The following is a 12,889-nucleotide window of genomic DNA, read 5'->3' as shown; positions in this document are numbered from 1 at the left end:
GGCCGGGCGGCCTACTCGATGGTTTCCAGCACCTCGCGCACGGTGGTGAACAGCCGGTCGATCTCGGCCTTCTCGATGATCAGCGGCGGGGACATGGCGATGATGTCGCCGGTGGTCCGGATCATCACGCCGCGCTCGTAGCATTTCAGGAAGGCTTCGAAGGCCCGCTTGGTCGGCTGGCCGGGCAGCGGTTCCAGCTCGATGCCGGCGATCAGGCCCAGGTTGCGCAGGTCGATGACATGGCGGGCGCCCTTCAGGCTGTGGACCGCCTCCTCCCAATAGGGCGCAAGGTCGGCCGCGCGCTGGAACAGCCCCTCCTCCTGGTAGGTGTCCAGGGTGGCCAGGCCCGCGGCGCAGGCGACGGGGTGGCCCGAATAGGTGTAGCCGTGGAACAGCTCGATGGCGCCTTCCGGCCCGGTCATGAAGGCGTCGTAGATCTGCTTGCGCACGAACACGGCCCCCATGGGGATCGTGCCGTTGGTGATGCCCTTGGCGGTGCAGACGATGTCGGGCATGACGCCGAAATGCTCGGTGGCGAAGCTGGCGCCCAAACGGCCGAATCCGGTGATGACCTCGTCGAAGATCAGCAGGATGCCGTGCTTGTCGCAGATCTCGCGCAGCCGCTGGAGATAGCCCTGCGGCGGGATCAGCACGCCGGTCGAGCCGGCGACCGGCTCCACGATGACGGCGGCGATGTTCGAGGCGTCATGCAGGGTGACGATGCGCTCCAGCTCGTCGGCCAGATGGCCGCCCCATTCCGGCTGGCCGCGGCTGAACGCCTGGTGCGCCTTGTCGTGGGTGTGCGGCATGTGGTCGACGCCGTTCAGCAGGCTGCCGAAGAACTTGCGGTTGGAGACGATGCCGCCGACCGAGATCCCGCCGAAGCCGACGCCATGATAGCCGCGTTCGCGGCCGATCAGCCGCTGCCGGGTCCCTTCGCCCCGAGCCCGCTGATAAGCCAGCGCGATCTTCAAGGCAGTATCGACCGATTCGGAGCCGGAGTTGGTGAAGAAGACATGGTCCAGGTCGCCCGGCATGATCGTGGTCAGCCGCGACGCCAGCTCGAACGCCAGCGGATGCCCCATCTGGAAGGCCGGCGCGTAGTCGAGTTCCGAGATCTGGCGCTGGACCGCCTCGACGATCCTGGGGCGGCGGTGCCCCGCGTTGACGCACCACAGCCCGGCGGCGCCGTCGAGGATCCGACGGCCGTCCTGGGACGTGTAATACATGCCCTCCGCCGACACCAGCATGCGCGGCGCTTTCTTGAATTGCCGGTTCATGGTGAACGGCATCCAGAAAGCTTCGAGATTGTTCGGCTGGCTGGGCGTCGTGATGCCGTCCATGACGGGTTCTCCTTGAAGAATGAGGGAACTGCGAAGGGGTGGACAAAACGGTCCATCCACACCGATAGTCAGCGTAAGCCACGCTCAAGAAAATCGACAAGCGCTTTCCGGCCCGAAGTCGGGTCAATATGAAGCCTTGCCAGCCCGCAATGTTCTTGTTGAATATACTCAACAGGTTTAACAGGGACGGCGGCGATGGACTTCGATGTGGGCGCCCGGTTGCGGGCAATCCGCGAGATGCACGGCCTGTCGCAGCGGGAACTGGCGAAACGCGCCGGGGTCAGCAACGCATCGGTCTCGCTGATCGAGCAGAACCGGTCGAGCCCCTCGGTCGGGTCGCTGAAGAAGGTGCTCGACGGCATTCCGATGAGCCTGGCGGACTTCTTCTCGATGGAGCAGGCCCCGCGCGAGCAGGTGTTCTTCCGGGCGGAGGAACTGGCGGTGATCAGCGACGGGCCGATCCGCTATGCCCAGGTCGGGCGCGACCTGGGTTCAAGGGCGCTGCAGATCATACACGAGCGATACGAGCCGGGGGCGGATACCGGGCAGAGCATGCTGCGCCACGCCTCCGAGGAGGGAGGCGTCGTACTGCGGGGAAAGCTGGAGGTCACCGTCGGCGACCAGCGCCGGGTGCTGGGTCCCGGCGACGCCTACTACTTCAACAGCAGGCTGCCGCACCGTTTCCGGACGGTCGGGGACGAGGTCTGCGAGGTCGTCAGCGCCTGCACGCCGCCGAGTTTCTAGCGCTGCACCCCATCGGGTAGATCCGCCCGAAACAGCTGATCCGATGCGTTGCGCCATGGGCGCAACCTAAGATCGCCTGCCCGCATCACCTCCGCCCTGCATCGAGCCGCTGGGCGCCGAGTGGAACGGCCGGCTGCGAGGATCGGAGCGGTTCAACCTGATCAGGGACCGCTCTAGGCCGCCGGTTCGACCAGATCGCCCAACTTGTTGAGCAGGTAGTCGAGGTCGTCCGACGCAAGATCCTCGTACTGGGTCAGGATGCGTTCGATCATGCGGCGGCGGTGGCGGTCCAGGTCCCCCGGCTCGCCGTCGAACAGGGTCTCGTGGGAGACATCGACCGCGACGCGGAAGGCCGGCAACAGCCGGGCGGGCAGTCCCGCCCGCTCGTAGAGCGACTTCAGGCCGAGCCGCCCGGCATCATGGATCAGCAGGCGGGCATTGGTCAGCGGAACCTTGCCGAGCAGGGATAGGCTCGCCTCCAGAAAGGCGACGTCGCCCATGCACAGCGCCCGAAGCATGAGCGACGGGGTCAGGCGCCCGTTGAGGTGAAGCTGCTCGACCAGCCGTTCCACGTCGGCATCGTCCTTGCCGTCGGTGAACAGCGAAACCGTCGCCCGCTCCCGGCTTTGCAGGACGAGGTCGCTGGCGATCCCGGCGGGGAGTTCGTGATGGGTGACGAGATAGTCGCGGAGCGTATCGGAGACCAGGGCGACCAGCCGTTCGGCGACGGTCACCGGCAGCTGGTCGCGGTGGACCAGCGGTTCCTGGACGGCGGGGCTGTCGCCGAAGCGGTCCAGCACCCGGCCCAGGCTCTCCTCGGGGATCGTTGCGCCCGGGTTGGCGACCAGCCGAGCCACGGCCTGCTCCGGGGCCGACTCGACAAGGACGTCGGCCACTTCGGCGCTCACTTCCGGCCGGCCGGCGATCGCGGTCTGCTTGGCGGCCGTGCCGGTGCGGACGAGTTCGATCAGGTCGTCGTCGGTCAGGACCGAGGAAGCCCCCAGGACCGGCAACGCCACCGCCTCCACGTCGCGCGCCAGCGTCAGGGCCACGTCCCGCGGCAGGCTCAGGGAAGACTTGAGATTCTCCGCGAGCGCCTGGCGCACGCGCTCGGCGGCGTCGCGCGCCATCACCCGAACGATGCCCTCGGCCAGCTTGCGCTCGCCGTCGGTCAGTTTCACGCTTTCCAAGCTTGCGGCCACCTTGGCGGCCATCTCGGCCCTGGTCTGCGGAGACGGATCCGCCAGAAGCCGTTCGACATCCCGTTGGGTCAGGTGTTCGGTCATGTTTCCAGTCGCGTTCAGGCACCGCGGGACAGGGCGGCGCGAAGCCGGTTCCACCTTTTCGTAGTAAAACCATGATCCGGAAAAATGCTTAACCAATGCTTAAGATAATTCGGTACGGATCAAAGCAGTCACTGGGAGCGAAAACCGCGTCACGCGGATATGTCGAGACGAGCCAAGCGGTGCCACTCCAGCCTTGTCGGAAGCCATGCGATGCGGAGTCACGCCGCGTCTTGCGTTCAACACGCCTCCCGGGCGGCGGCGTTCTCCCGGCGGCGGGCCTTCGCCAGGGCAAGCTCGATCCGCGCGATCTGATCCTCGATGGAGACCCAATGCTCCGAAACGACCTCCAAGTCGCGGTCCTCGTAGACGTCGGAACCGGGCCGCTTTTCCTGCCAGCGGGCGATCTCGGCGTCGCGGGCCTGCAGCAGCCCCACGATCTGCGGCCTGAACAGGCGGACCAGGGCGGTGATCCAGCGGTTCACGGCCCAGGAAGGCCGGGCATGGTCTATGACGAAGCACTCCAGCATCCGTGCCACGTCGGAAGCCGAATACCAGGTTTCGCCGGTGACCCACCGGTTGGTGGTGAACAGCCGGATGGGCAGGCCGGCGCGGTCCATCGAAATGCCGACGATGTGGCATAGCGCATCGTTCTCGCCGCCCTGGTCCCTGGAGTCCGGGATCCGCGCCGCGGTGATGCCGGACGGCATGCCGAGCGGCCGCAGGAAGGTATGGAAATGGCCATGCTCACCGGAGACCCGTTCGTCCTCCGGGTGGGCATGATAATAGTACTGGGCGTGGAATTCGGCGTCATAGACGTCGCCGGGAGGATAATGGCGCCATTCGTAGAAGGTGCCGGCCCCGCGCAGAACCTCCCCGACGATGTTGTCGCCGGTCTTCGCCAGCACGCGCTGACAATTCATCACCTCGCGCGCCGCCTCGGCCATTGCCTGCAGCTCGCCGCGTGACAGCGATCCGAAATCGGTCATCGCCGAAAATTCCCGTCTCCGAAGCCCGGTTTACCGCCGGGTCACGTCATCAGTTTAACCCACAAACTTTGAACGGGCATTCGAGATTTTCGGCCTATCCCCGCATGGCGTGCACGAGCGCACCGTCGTCCTGGAACAGCGCGGCCGGCAAATCGGTTACGTTATCGTCGCCGCTGAAGGCCGCCGACAGGATCATAGCCATGGATGCGCGCTGCTACGGGATACCTTGTGCCGTGCTTCTGATGGCGGCCTGGAGCCATGGTGCCGTGGCCGCGGGCGAGGCCCATGCCATGGCATCCGGCCTGCCGGCGCTGGCCATGGCGGCTCCGCCCGATCCGGCGGGATCGCGCCCCCAGTGGCTGGCGCGGGCCGTCGGGCTGTTCGACCGCGGGGCGCTCGCCAACGAGATGAATGTCAGGCGCCCCCTGACCAAGTGGACCCGGCCGATCGACATCGCGGTACGGGGCGACGCGGGCGGCGACTGGCTGCCGAGGATCGAGGAGATCGCCACCGAACTGGCGGAACTCACCGGCGAGGGTGTCACGGTCCATGACAATCCCCTCTGGGCCGGCGACATCGACGTCTATCTGACCAACCGTGCCGGCTACTGGCCCTTCTTCGTCGATCCGATCGACGGCAGGCGAGACCAGCCCTTCACCTGCATCGCCCTGCCCTCCGCGGTCGGCGGAGAGATGCGCAGCTCCAAGATCCACATCAATGCCGGTGCGCTGCCGCCCCAGGCGGTCGGTGCCTGCCTGCTCGAGGAGATCTTCCAGAGCATGGGCTTCTTCGGGGAGACTCCGGACGATCCGACGTCGCTGCTGGACGACGGGGTCGGCTACCAGGAACTGGGATCCATGGACCGACTGCTGCTGCGGACCCTCTACGACCCCCGCCTGGCGGCCGGGATGGAACGGGCCGAGGCGCTGAGCCTCGCGCGGGAGATCCTTGAAGAGCATCTGTCCCGGTAAAGTCGACGGGCCGCCGCTCCCTGCTATCTCATGCCCGCTTCCTCGAAGTAACGCATGGCGCCGTCGTGCAGCGGAACCGCCAGGCCTTCGGCGGCGACGGAGGGTTTTTCCAGGGACTGGAGCGCCGGATGCAGGCGCTTGAAGGCATCGAAATCGTCGAACACCGTCTTCACGACCTGATAGACCAGGCCGGCATCCACCGCGGCGGTGGTGGCCAGGACGGCCCTGACGCCGAAAGTTTCCACATCGTCCGGGTTGCCGGTGTACATGCCGCCCGGTATGACCACCCGCGCGTAATAGGGACCGTCGCCGAGCAGCTTCCGGACCGGCCGGCCGTCGATGCCGACCAGCTTGACCGAACAGGCCGACGCGGCCTGCTGGACCAGGCCGTTGGGGTGGCCGCCCGCATAGACCACGGCATCCACGCGGTTGTCGCACAGCGCCTCCGCCTGTTCCGACGCGGGCATTTCCGATGCCAAGCTGAAATCGCGCGCCGTCCAGCCCCAGGCCTTCATGACCGTATCCATCATCGCCCGGTTGCCCGAACCGGGTTCGCCGACACCGACCCGCTTGCCCTTCAGGTCGTCGAACGCGTCGATGCCGGCCCCGGCACGCGCGACCACCGTGAAGGGCTCGCCGTGAAGCGCGAAGACGGAGCGCAGTTCCCCGTGGGGTCCCTGGTCATGGAAGCGGCCGCTGCCCTTGTGGGCGTGGAAGAGCCAGTCCGACTGGGTCACGGCCATGTCCATCTCGCCGGTGCGCAGGGCGCCGAGGTTGGACAGCGATCCTTCCGTGGCCTCCACCGCGCACCGGATGCCGTGCTGGGTGCGGGCGCGGTTGACCATCCGGCAGACGGCGCCGCCGGCGGGATAGTAGAGGCCGGTGACCGCGCCGGTGCCGATGGTCAGGTATTGCGGCTCCTGGGCATGGGCCGGGACGGACAGGGCAGGCACGGTGATGGCGGCCATGAAAAGGGCCAGGATGGTTCTGGACATCGCTCCTCAGGAATTCCGGCGTGTACTTTCACGGTCGAGCCTCGCCGTCTCGGCCAGCGACCATTCGACCAGGCGCCGCAGCACCTTTCCCAGCGCCTCGTCATAGGCGGCGATGATGTCCTCGAAGCCCGCGCTGCGGGCGGGCTCGAACGCCTCGAAGGTCCTGCTGGCCTCGATGCTCCGGCGCGGCATCGCGACCAGCTTGGCGTTGATGCGAACATGGACGCGCGGAGGCGCATTTTCCACCGCCGGGTCGTACTCGGCCTGGAATTCGCGCAACTCGCTCTTCAGGATGACGTCGGAGCGCAGGCCGATGGTGTCGCGCCCGACGGAGAGCGCCTTGCCGGAGTTCTCGAAGCTCTCGACCATCAGGGTCTGGACCATGGCCGGCGCCCGGTCGGTCCAGCTGACCCCGGCATAGTAGTCGAGGCTGGTGGGGGCACGGCTCAGCGCGATCCGCCCCGTATCGATCCCGGCTGCGGCGACCGGCGGCTCGATCAGGATCTGGGAGCGGACCACCGGCAATCCGTCCGCGAAGGTGTTCTTGGGCGTCAGGGTGAAGAGCTTGGGCGGCGGCGAGAATCCCGGCAGCGCGCAGGCCGCGAGCAGGCCGAGGATCATGCAGCAGGCAGGCAGGAGCCGCGCGGAGAGCGGAACCGGGACAGGCGGTCTCATGGGCTCACTCCACGCTCACGCCCTGCCGGGTTCCGCCGAACAGGAAATCGCCGGGATCGCGCTCCAGGCGGGTCGTCACCCGGGCCAGATTGTTGACCAGGCCCCTCAGCTCGGCGATCAGCAGGGTGAACTCGTATAAGCCGGTGCCGGTGAAGTCGGCGATCGGCTCGCGGTTCTCCTTGACCAGCGCCTCGGCCTCCAGGGTCGTCCGGTTGAGCGACGCCGCCAGTGTCCGCAGTTCGCCGGTCAGGCGCGAGACATCCGCCGTAACCCGGCCGGCGTCCCTGCCGACGCCGCCCAGCGTGGCACGCGCCTGGCCGAGCGTCGCGTCTGCACCGTCCGTCAGGCGCCCGGCATGGTCGCGCAGGTCCAGGACGAGGCCGTTCACCATGCCGAGAGTGGCTCCCATTTCCGCCAAGGTCCCCTCCGCGCCGGAAGCGGCCCTGGCGAGATGCTCGGTCATGGTCCGCACATTGACGAGGATCCGGGAGACCTCGGCCTGGTTCTGCGCCGTCAGGAACCCGGTGAGCTGGCCGGACAGGCCGACCAGCCGGTTCAGCAGTTCGGGGGTCGTCTCGACCAGCGCCGCGAGGGACGACGGACGGCTCTGGATGATCGGCAGATCGCCGTCCTCCGCCTTCAGGAGCGGGCTTTCCTGCGTTCCGCCGGAGATCTCCACGTAGACGGCGCCGGACAGCCCCTCCAGGGCCAGGTAGGCGATCGCATCCTCCTTGATGGGCGTGTTCGCCGCGACCTCGATGACGACCCGGACCCGACCGATGTTCCTCGGGTCCAGGCGGATGTCGCGCACCGTGCCCAGCGCGATGCCCCGGTAGCGGACCGGGCTTCCCTCCTGCAGTCCCGCGACCGAACCGGTGAACAGGATCTGGTAACGCGACGATCCCGCCTCCTCGAAGCCGGACTTGGCCAGCCACACGGTGAAGGCGAACAGGCAGCCCATCAGGAACAGCGTGAAGACCCCGACCAGAAGGTAGCTTGCCCGCGTCTCCATCCTCAGGCTCCGATCCCGGAAGGCCCCGCTCCGGCATCCAGCGCCGCCCGGCCGCGCGGTCCCTGGAAATACTCCCGGATCCAGGGATGGTCCAGCAGCCGCAGGGCATCCAGGGTATCGACCACGATCCGCCGGTCGATCAGGACGGCGATCCGGTCGCAGATCGCCCGCAGGCTGTCCAGGTCGTGGGTCACCATGAAGACGGTCAGGCCGAGGCTGCGCTGGAGGTTGCCGATCAGTTCGTCGAACGCGGCGGCGCCGATCGGATCGAGCCCGGCGGTCGGCTCGTCCAGGAACAGGATCTCGGGATCGAGCGCCAGGGCCCGGGCCAGGCCGGCGCGCTTCCGCATGCCGCCCGACAGCTCCGACGGGTACTTGGCCCCGGCCGACGGCGGCAGGCCGGTCATGGCGATCTTGATGCGGGCGACCTCGGCGATGGTGAGCGGATCGAGCCGGGTATGCTCCTTCAAGGGCACCATGATGTTCTCGGCGACGGTCATGGAGCTGAACAGGGCACCGTCCTGGAACAGCACGCCCCAGCGTGCCTGAAGCCGGATTCGACCGGCATCGTCCAGTCCGGCGGTGTCGTCGCCCAGCACCTCGATCCGGCCGGCGGCCGGGCGGTTCAGTCCGATGATCGTCTTCAGCAGCACCGACTTGCCGGTTCCGGACCCGCCGACGACGCCCAGAACCTCTCCCCGGCGCACGTCCAGGTCCAGGCCGTCATGGACGGTCTGGCTGCCGAACCGGGTGACGAGGCCGCGCACCCGGATCACCGGCTTGGACGCCGGCATCACCGGCTCAGACGCCGAGATAGGAGAAAAGGATCGAGAAGAGAGCATCGAGCACGATCACCAGGAAGATCCCCACCACCACCGACCGGGTCGTCAAGCGGCCGACGCTTTCGGCGCTGCCGCTCACCTTCAGCCCCTCGTAGCAGCCGACCAGCGCGATCACGAAGGCGAACACCGGCGCCTTGGACAGTCCCACCATCAGGGTGGACAGGGTGATCGCGCCGTGGAGCTGCTGCACGAACTGGCCGAAACTGATTTCCAGTACGAAATAGCACATAACGGCGCCCCCCACGAGGCCGACGACGTCGGCGTAGAAGGCGAGCAGCGGCAGGGTGACCATCAGCGCAAGGGCGCGCGGCAGAACCAGCAGCTCCATCGGGTCGAGCCCCAGCGTGCGCAGGGCGTCGACCTCCAGGTTGACCTTCATGGTGCCGATCTGGGCGGTGAAGGCCGACCCGGATCGGCCGGCGATGATGATGGACGTCATCAGGATGCCGATCTCTCGCAGGATCGATATCCCCAGCAGGTTGACCACGAACAGCTCGGCACCGAACTGTCGGAGCTGGTCCGCCCCCTGGTAGGCCAGCACGACACCGATCAGGAACGACAGCAGACCCACGATCGGCAGGGCGTTCAAGCCGGTCTGCTCCATATGGTGGACGAGCGCGGTCAGCCGCAGCCGGCGCGGATCCACCGCGGCGCGGCCCAGGGCCGCCACCATCATGCCGAGGAAGCTCAGCAGGCTCGCCAGCTCCCGCGCCGCCTGCACCGTGGCCCGGCCGGTCCGTTCGACCATCGCCACGATCGGATGAGCCCGCGTCAACCGCGAGGGCTCGCAGCTCCGGTCGGCCCGGTGGACGGCTTCGATCAGGGCGGCGTGCTCCGGCCGGGCGCCGGTCATCTCGACCTCGATCCCATCGTCCTCCAGGCGGTCCACCAGCCGCAGCAGCAGGAGCGCCCCGACCGTATCCACCGCGGCGAGGCCGGAGAGATCCAAACCGAGGCGCACGCCCGGCCGGGGACGTAGCGCCTCGATCTCAGGTCCAAGGCGGCCGGCGGTCGCGATCACCCAGGGTCCCGTCGCGGCGAGCACGCCGCCCGCATCCTCACCATCCCCGGCCCACGCCAACCCGGCCCGATGATCCGACAAGAGGGGTCTCCCGTTTGCAAGTGAGGCGCGGGGCGACTAGGATGCGGGCCTTCAGCCTTCGACGGCGTCAGGCCCCAGGGCAAGTCACGGGAACGCGCAGGACAGCGATGAACATCAAGGACCATATCCGAAGCATCCCGGATTTTCCCAAGCCGGGCATCCTGTTCTACGATATTTCGACCCTGCTCGCCCACGCCGATGCATGGCAGGAGACGGTCCGCCAGCTTTCCGACGCGGTGAGGCCGCACAAGCCCGACCTGCTGGTCGGCATCGAGTCCCGGGGATTCCTGGTGGCTGCCCCGCTGGCGCTCTCCCTCGGGCTGGGGTTCGTGATGATCCGCAAACGCGGCAAGCTGCCGGGCGACATCATCACCCACAGCTATGACCTGGAATACGGGACCGACACCATCGAGATCCAGGCCGACGCCATCAAGCCCGGTGCCCGCGTGGTCGTGCTCGACGACCTGCTGGCGACGGGAGGGACCATGGCGGCGGCGATCAGCCTGCTGCGCCGGATGGGTGCCGAAGTGGCCGCCGCGCAGTTCATCATCGAACTGGGCTTCCTGAACGGCGCCGCGAAGCTCGACGTGCCCGCCCAGGCGCTGGTGACTTACGAGTCCTGACGGCGCTCGACGTCCGCGAAGACGTCGTCGGGCGACGCCGCGGTCAGCGAACGCCTCAGAAGCGTGTCAAGCCGATCGGGCGAGGCCTGGAGCAGACGGGCCTCGACTTCGGGCGGCACCAGGCCGAACCGCGTCTCCAGGGCCAGCCGGATGCTATCCAGCTTTCCTTCCGCCCTGCCCTCCGCCTTGCCCTCGATCACGCCCTTGGCATGACCCTCGTCCAGCCATTGCTGCGCAGCGAGCGATACCATGTCCTGCTCCCGGTCCGGCCTGACCCTGGCGTTCACCGTCCGCATCATGTCGACGGAGATCCGCGGGTACATCTCCAGCATATAGTACAGCACTTTCTGCGCCAGGGGCGAGCCCTCGCGCAGGCCCGACAGCACCGCCTCCAGCAGCATCTCCGGATCGGGCTGGCGGTAGACGTACTTGAGCGGCAGCAGCGCCGCCCGGACCTCCGGGTCGGAGGAGAGCTGGTCGTCGGGAATGGGGACGATGTTGCAGACGACGTAGCGGAAGTCGCGCAGCAGGTCGCGCAGGCCCTCGTCGGCACCGATGACGTCGATGACGGAGGTCGGCACCGTCCACGGTCCCCGCCCGTGATAGAACACCAGCGGGACGATCGGCGGCAGCCGGCGCATCCTGGAGGCGTCGTCGCCGACGAAGCTCTCCCAGATGTCGACCAGGTAGCCCAGCACCTGGAGCGGGGTCCGGGGATCGGCGTGGCTCTTGTGCTCCAGCAGCACGTAGATCAGCAGCGTGCCGCCGTCGCGCAGCCGGACCGAGAACAGGCGGTCGACCCAGCTGGGGGTCAGCGTCCGGTCGACGAAGCTGCCGTCCAGCGGTACCGGCGGCTCGTCGCCCAGGCGGGCGGCGATGTCGGCCGGCAGGTAGTCGCGGATCAGGATGCCGGCCCGGACCGGATCGTCCAGCAGGGCCCGGAACAGGAGATCATGCTGCTGGCCCATCGGAAACCGACCGTCCGCATGCGGTGGAATGAATGGGCACAAGAGCCCGTCGTCCCCATTCCGGCAATGCGGCATCTCGCCCCGACGTCCGGCTCGGGACCGTCTTCTACAGCGCCGCCGCGGCCCGCTTCGCCGCGGCCAGCAGCATCGCGTCCTCTCCCCGTCGGGCCACCAGCGAAAGCCCGACGGGGCAGCCGTCGACCTCGGCCGCCGGGATGCTGACCTGGGGCAGGCGAGCCAAGCCCGCGATGCACGTCATGCTGAGGACGCGGGCGCGGAACTGGTCGAGTTCGGCCTGCGGCGTGCCCTTCAGCGGCGCCACGGTGGGCGAGGTCGGCATCAGCAGCAGGTCGCCGGCGCCGAGCAGGCTGTCCATCTGCTCGGTGACCCGGCGGCGGAAATTTTCGGCCTTCGCCGCGGCGGCGTCGGTGACCGTCGACGCCGCCTTGAACCGCTCCGCGACGCCCGGTCCGAATTGCGGCCGGTGCCCGGTGATCCAGGCGCCGTGGGTGCTCCAGACCTCGCGCATCTGGAGCGTCCTGAAGGCGTCCAGCCAGCCGTCGGTCAGGCCCTTGCGGCTCAGGGTGACGTCGCGCGGCGATCCCAGCGCTGCGGTCACGGCGTCGATCGCGGGTCCCAGCGCCTGCCGCACCGGGCCGTCGGTGAGGGCGAAGGCGTCCTCCACCAGCAGGATGTTGCGCCACCGGCCGCCCTCGTCCGCCAAGTCCAGCAATACCTGCCCCAGGCGTTGCAGCAGGCCGGCATCGGGCGCGAACCAGCCGACTGTGTCGAAGCTGGGCGCCAGGGGCGTCACGCCGTCCAGCGCGATGCGGCCATGGGTCGGGCGAAAGCCGTAGATGCCGCAGAAAGAGGCCGGAACCCTGACGGACCCTCCCGTATCGGTGCCGAGCGCCAGCGGAACGGCGCCGCCCGCGACGGCGGAGGCCGATCCGCTTGAAGAGCCGCCGGGGATGCGTTGCGGAGCCCTGGGATTCAGCGGCGTGCCGTAATGGGCGTTCTCGCCGTTGATGCTGAAGGCCAGCTCGTCCGTGACGGTCTTCCCCACCAGCCGTGCGCCGGCGTCGAGCACCGCCTGCACCGCGGGCGCGGTCCTTGCCGGCACGGGATGGGAGGCCAGCCAGGTGGGATTGCCGGCGCAGGTCGCGTGGCCGGCGACATCGTAGAGATCCTTGGCCGCGAAAGTCAGCCCGGCCAGGGGACCCTCCGCGGTGCCGGCGATGTCCAGATCGACATGGCGGCAGAAGGCTCCGAGCTTCTCCCAGGCTGGCCGTCCCCAATCGGCAGGTCCCATTTCTTCCCGACCCATCTTCCACCTATGACG

Annotated in this window: 13 protein-coding genes; 3 read left to right on the top strand and 10 right to left on the bottom strand. The window is 68.1% G+C overall.

The genetic code is table 11. The features are described from left to right. Positions 1 to 11: 11 nt before the first annotated feature. Positions 12 to 1,343, bottom strand: coding sequence for an omega-aminotransferase AptA (gene aptA / locus IGS68_RS06605; RefSeq protein ID WP_201078296.1), 1,332 nt, complete (start codon positions 1,341 to 1,343; stop codon positions 12 to 14). A gap of 195 nt (positions 1,344 to 1,538) precedes the next feature. On the opposite strand from aptA, the gene IGS68_RS06600 reads away from it, so the two are divergent. After that, a complete protein-coding gene (locus tag IGS68_RS06600) occupies positions 1,539 to 2,087 on the top strand; it encodes a cupin domain-containing protein (RefSeq protein ID WP_201078295.1) in 549 nt (182 codons plus the stop codon). 173 nt (positions 2,088 to 2,260) lie between these two features. Here the strand turns inward: IGS68_RS06600 and spbR are convergent, their stop codons facing one another. Further along, complete coding sequence (spbR, locus tag IGS68_RS06595; RefSeq protein ID WP_201078294.1) at positions 2,261 to 3,373, bottom strand: SpbR family protein; 1,113 nt, start codon at positions 3,371 to 3,373, stop codon at positions 2,261 to 2,263. Between the two features lie 236 nt (positions 3,374 to 3,609). Next, a complete protein-coding gene (locus IGS68_RS06590) occupies positions 3,610 to 4,359 on the bottom strand; it encodes a DUF6969 family protein (protein ID WP_201078293.1) in 750 nt (249 codons plus the stop codon). A gap of 200 nt (positions 4,360 to 4,559) precedes the next feature. On the opposite strand from IGS68_RS06590, the gene IGS68_RS06585 reads away from it, so the two are divergent. Then, positions 4,560 to 5,330, top strand: coding sequence for a DUF2927 domain-containing protein (locus IGS68_RS06585; RefSeq protein ID WP_201078292.1), 771 nt, complete (start codon positions 4,560 to 4,562; stop codon positions 5,328 to 5,330). A 23-nt stretch (positions 5,331 to 5,353) separates the two neighbouring features. Here the strand turns inward: IGS68_RS06585 and IGS68_RS06580 are convergent, their stop codons facing one another. From IGS68_RS06580 to IGS68_RS06560, 5 genes are read right to left on the bottom strand one after another with little or no spacing between them, the layout of a single operon-like run. After that, entirely contained in the window at positions 5,354 to 6,325 is a 972-nt protein-coding gene (locus tag IGS68_RS06580; protein WP_201078291.1) for a TAXI family TRAP transporter solute-binding subunit, read from the bottom strand. Between the two features lie 6 nt (positions 6,326 to 6,331). Then, the gene (locus tag IGS68_RS06575; RefSeq protein WP_201078290.1) at positions 6,332 to 7,000 is read right to left on the bottom strand and encodes an ABC-type transport auxiliary lipoprotein family protein; all 669 of its coding nucleotides are present in this window, start codon (positions 6,998 to 7,000) and stop codon (positions 6,332 to 6,334) included. A 4-nt stretch (positions 7,001 to 7,004) separates the two neighbouring features. After that, positions 7,005 to 8,012, bottom strand: a complete 1,008-nt coding sequence (locus IGS68_RS06570; RefSeq protein WP_201078289.1) for an MlaD family protein — start codon at positions 8,010 to 8,012, stop codon at positions 7,005 to 7,007. A gap of 2 nt (positions 8,013 to 8,014) precedes the next feature. Then, positions 8,015 to 8,806, bottom strand: coding sequence for an ABC transporter ATP-binding protein (locus IGS68_RS06565; protein ID WP_201078288.1), 792 nt, complete (start codon positions 8,804 to 8,806; stop codon positions 8,015 to 8,017). Between the two features lie 7 nt (positions 8,807 to 8,813). Next, entirely contained in the window at positions 8,814 to 9,956 is a 1,143-nt protein-coding gene (locus IGS68_RS06560; protein WP_201078287.1) for an MlaE family ABC transporter permease, read from the bottom strand. Positions 9,957 to 10,063: 107 nt separating this feature from the next. On the opposite strand from IGS68_RS06560, the gene IGS68_RS06555 reads away from it, so the two are divergent. Beyond that, positions 10,064 to 10,579: an adenine phosphoribosyltransferase gene (locus IGS68_RS06555; RefSeq protein ID WP_201078286.1), complete on the top strand. Its 516-nt coding sequence runs from the start codon at positions 10,064 to 10,066 to the stop codon at positions 10,577 to 10,579. Here IGS68_RS06555 and IGS68_RS06550 read toward each other — a convergent pair. After that, positions 10,567 to 11,547, bottom strand: coding sequence for an Rpn family recombination-promoting nuclease/putative transposase (locus IGS68_RS06550; protein WP_201078285.1), 981 nt, complete (start codon positions 11,545 to 11,547; stop codon positions 10,567 to 10,569). The two genes, IGS68_RS06555 and IGS68_RS06550, sit on opposite strands and share 13 nt — an antisense overlap. A 106-nt stretch (positions 11,548 to 11,653) precedes the next feature. Continuing rightward, complete coding sequence (locus IGS68_RS06545; RefSeq protein WP_201078284.1) at positions 11,654 to 12,859, bottom strand: amidase; 1,206 nt, start codon at positions 12,857 to 12,859, stop codon at positions 11,654 to 11,656. Between the last annotated feature and the right edge of the window lie 30 nt (positions 12,860 to 12,889).

Source organism: Skermanella sp. TT6, assembly GCF_016653635.2.
Classification (GTDB): domain Bacteria; phylum Pseudomonadota; class Alphaproteobacteria; order Azospirillales; family Azospirillaceae; genus Skermanella; species Skermanella cutis.
Note: the sequence above shows the minus strand (reverse complement) of the source record. Positions and strands in the feature narration are given on the sequence as shown.

Coding starts and splice junctions, on each gene's coding strand:
- aptA (WP_201078296.1), bottom strand. CDS start 1,343: ATGGACGGCATCACGACGCCCAGCCAGCCGAACAATCTCGAAGCTTTC.
- IGS68_RS06600 (WP_201078295.1), top strand. CDS start 1,539: ATGGACTTCGATGTGGGCGCCCGGTTGCGGGCAATCCGCGAGATGCAC.
- spbR (WP_201078294.1), bottom strand. CDS start 3,373: ATGACCGAACACCTGACCCAACGGGATGTCGAACGGCTTCTGGCGGAT.
- IGS68_RS06590 (WP_201078293.1), bottom strand. CDS start 4,359: ATGACCGATTTCGGATCGCTGTCACGCGGCGAGCTGCAGGCAATGGCC.
- IGS68_RS06585 (WP_201078292.1), top strand. CDS start 4,560: ATGGATGCGCGCTGCTACGGGATACCTTGTGCCGTGCTTCTGATGGCG.
- IGS68_RS06580 (WP_201078291.1), bottom strand. CDS start 6,325: ATGTCCAGAACCATCCTGGCCCTTTTCATGGCCGCCATCACCGTGCCT.
- IGS68_RS06575 (WP_201078290.1), bottom strand. CDS start 7,000: ATGAGACCGCCTGTCCCGGTTCCGCTCTCCGCGCGGCTCCTGCCTGCC.
- IGS68_RS06570 (WP_201078289.1), bottom strand. CDS start 8,012: ATGGAGACGCGGGCAAGCTACCTTCTGGTCGGGGTCTTCACGCTGTTC.
- IGS68_RS06565 (WP_201078288.1), bottom strand. CDS start 8,806: ATGCCGGCGTCCAAGCCGGTGATCCGGGTGCGCGGCCTCGTCACCCGG.
- IGS68_RS06555 (WP_201078286.1), top strand. CDS start 10,064: ATGAACATCAAGGACCATATCCGAAGCATCCCGGATTTTCCCAAGCCG.
- IGS68_RS06550 (WP_201078285.1), bottom strand. CDS start 11,547: ATGGGCCAGCAGCATGATCTCCTGTTCCGGGCCCTGCTGGACGATCCG.
- IGS68_RS06545 (WP_201078284.1), bottom strand. CDS start 12,859: ATGGGACCTGCCGATTGGGGACGGCCAGCCTGGGAGAAGCTCGGAGCC.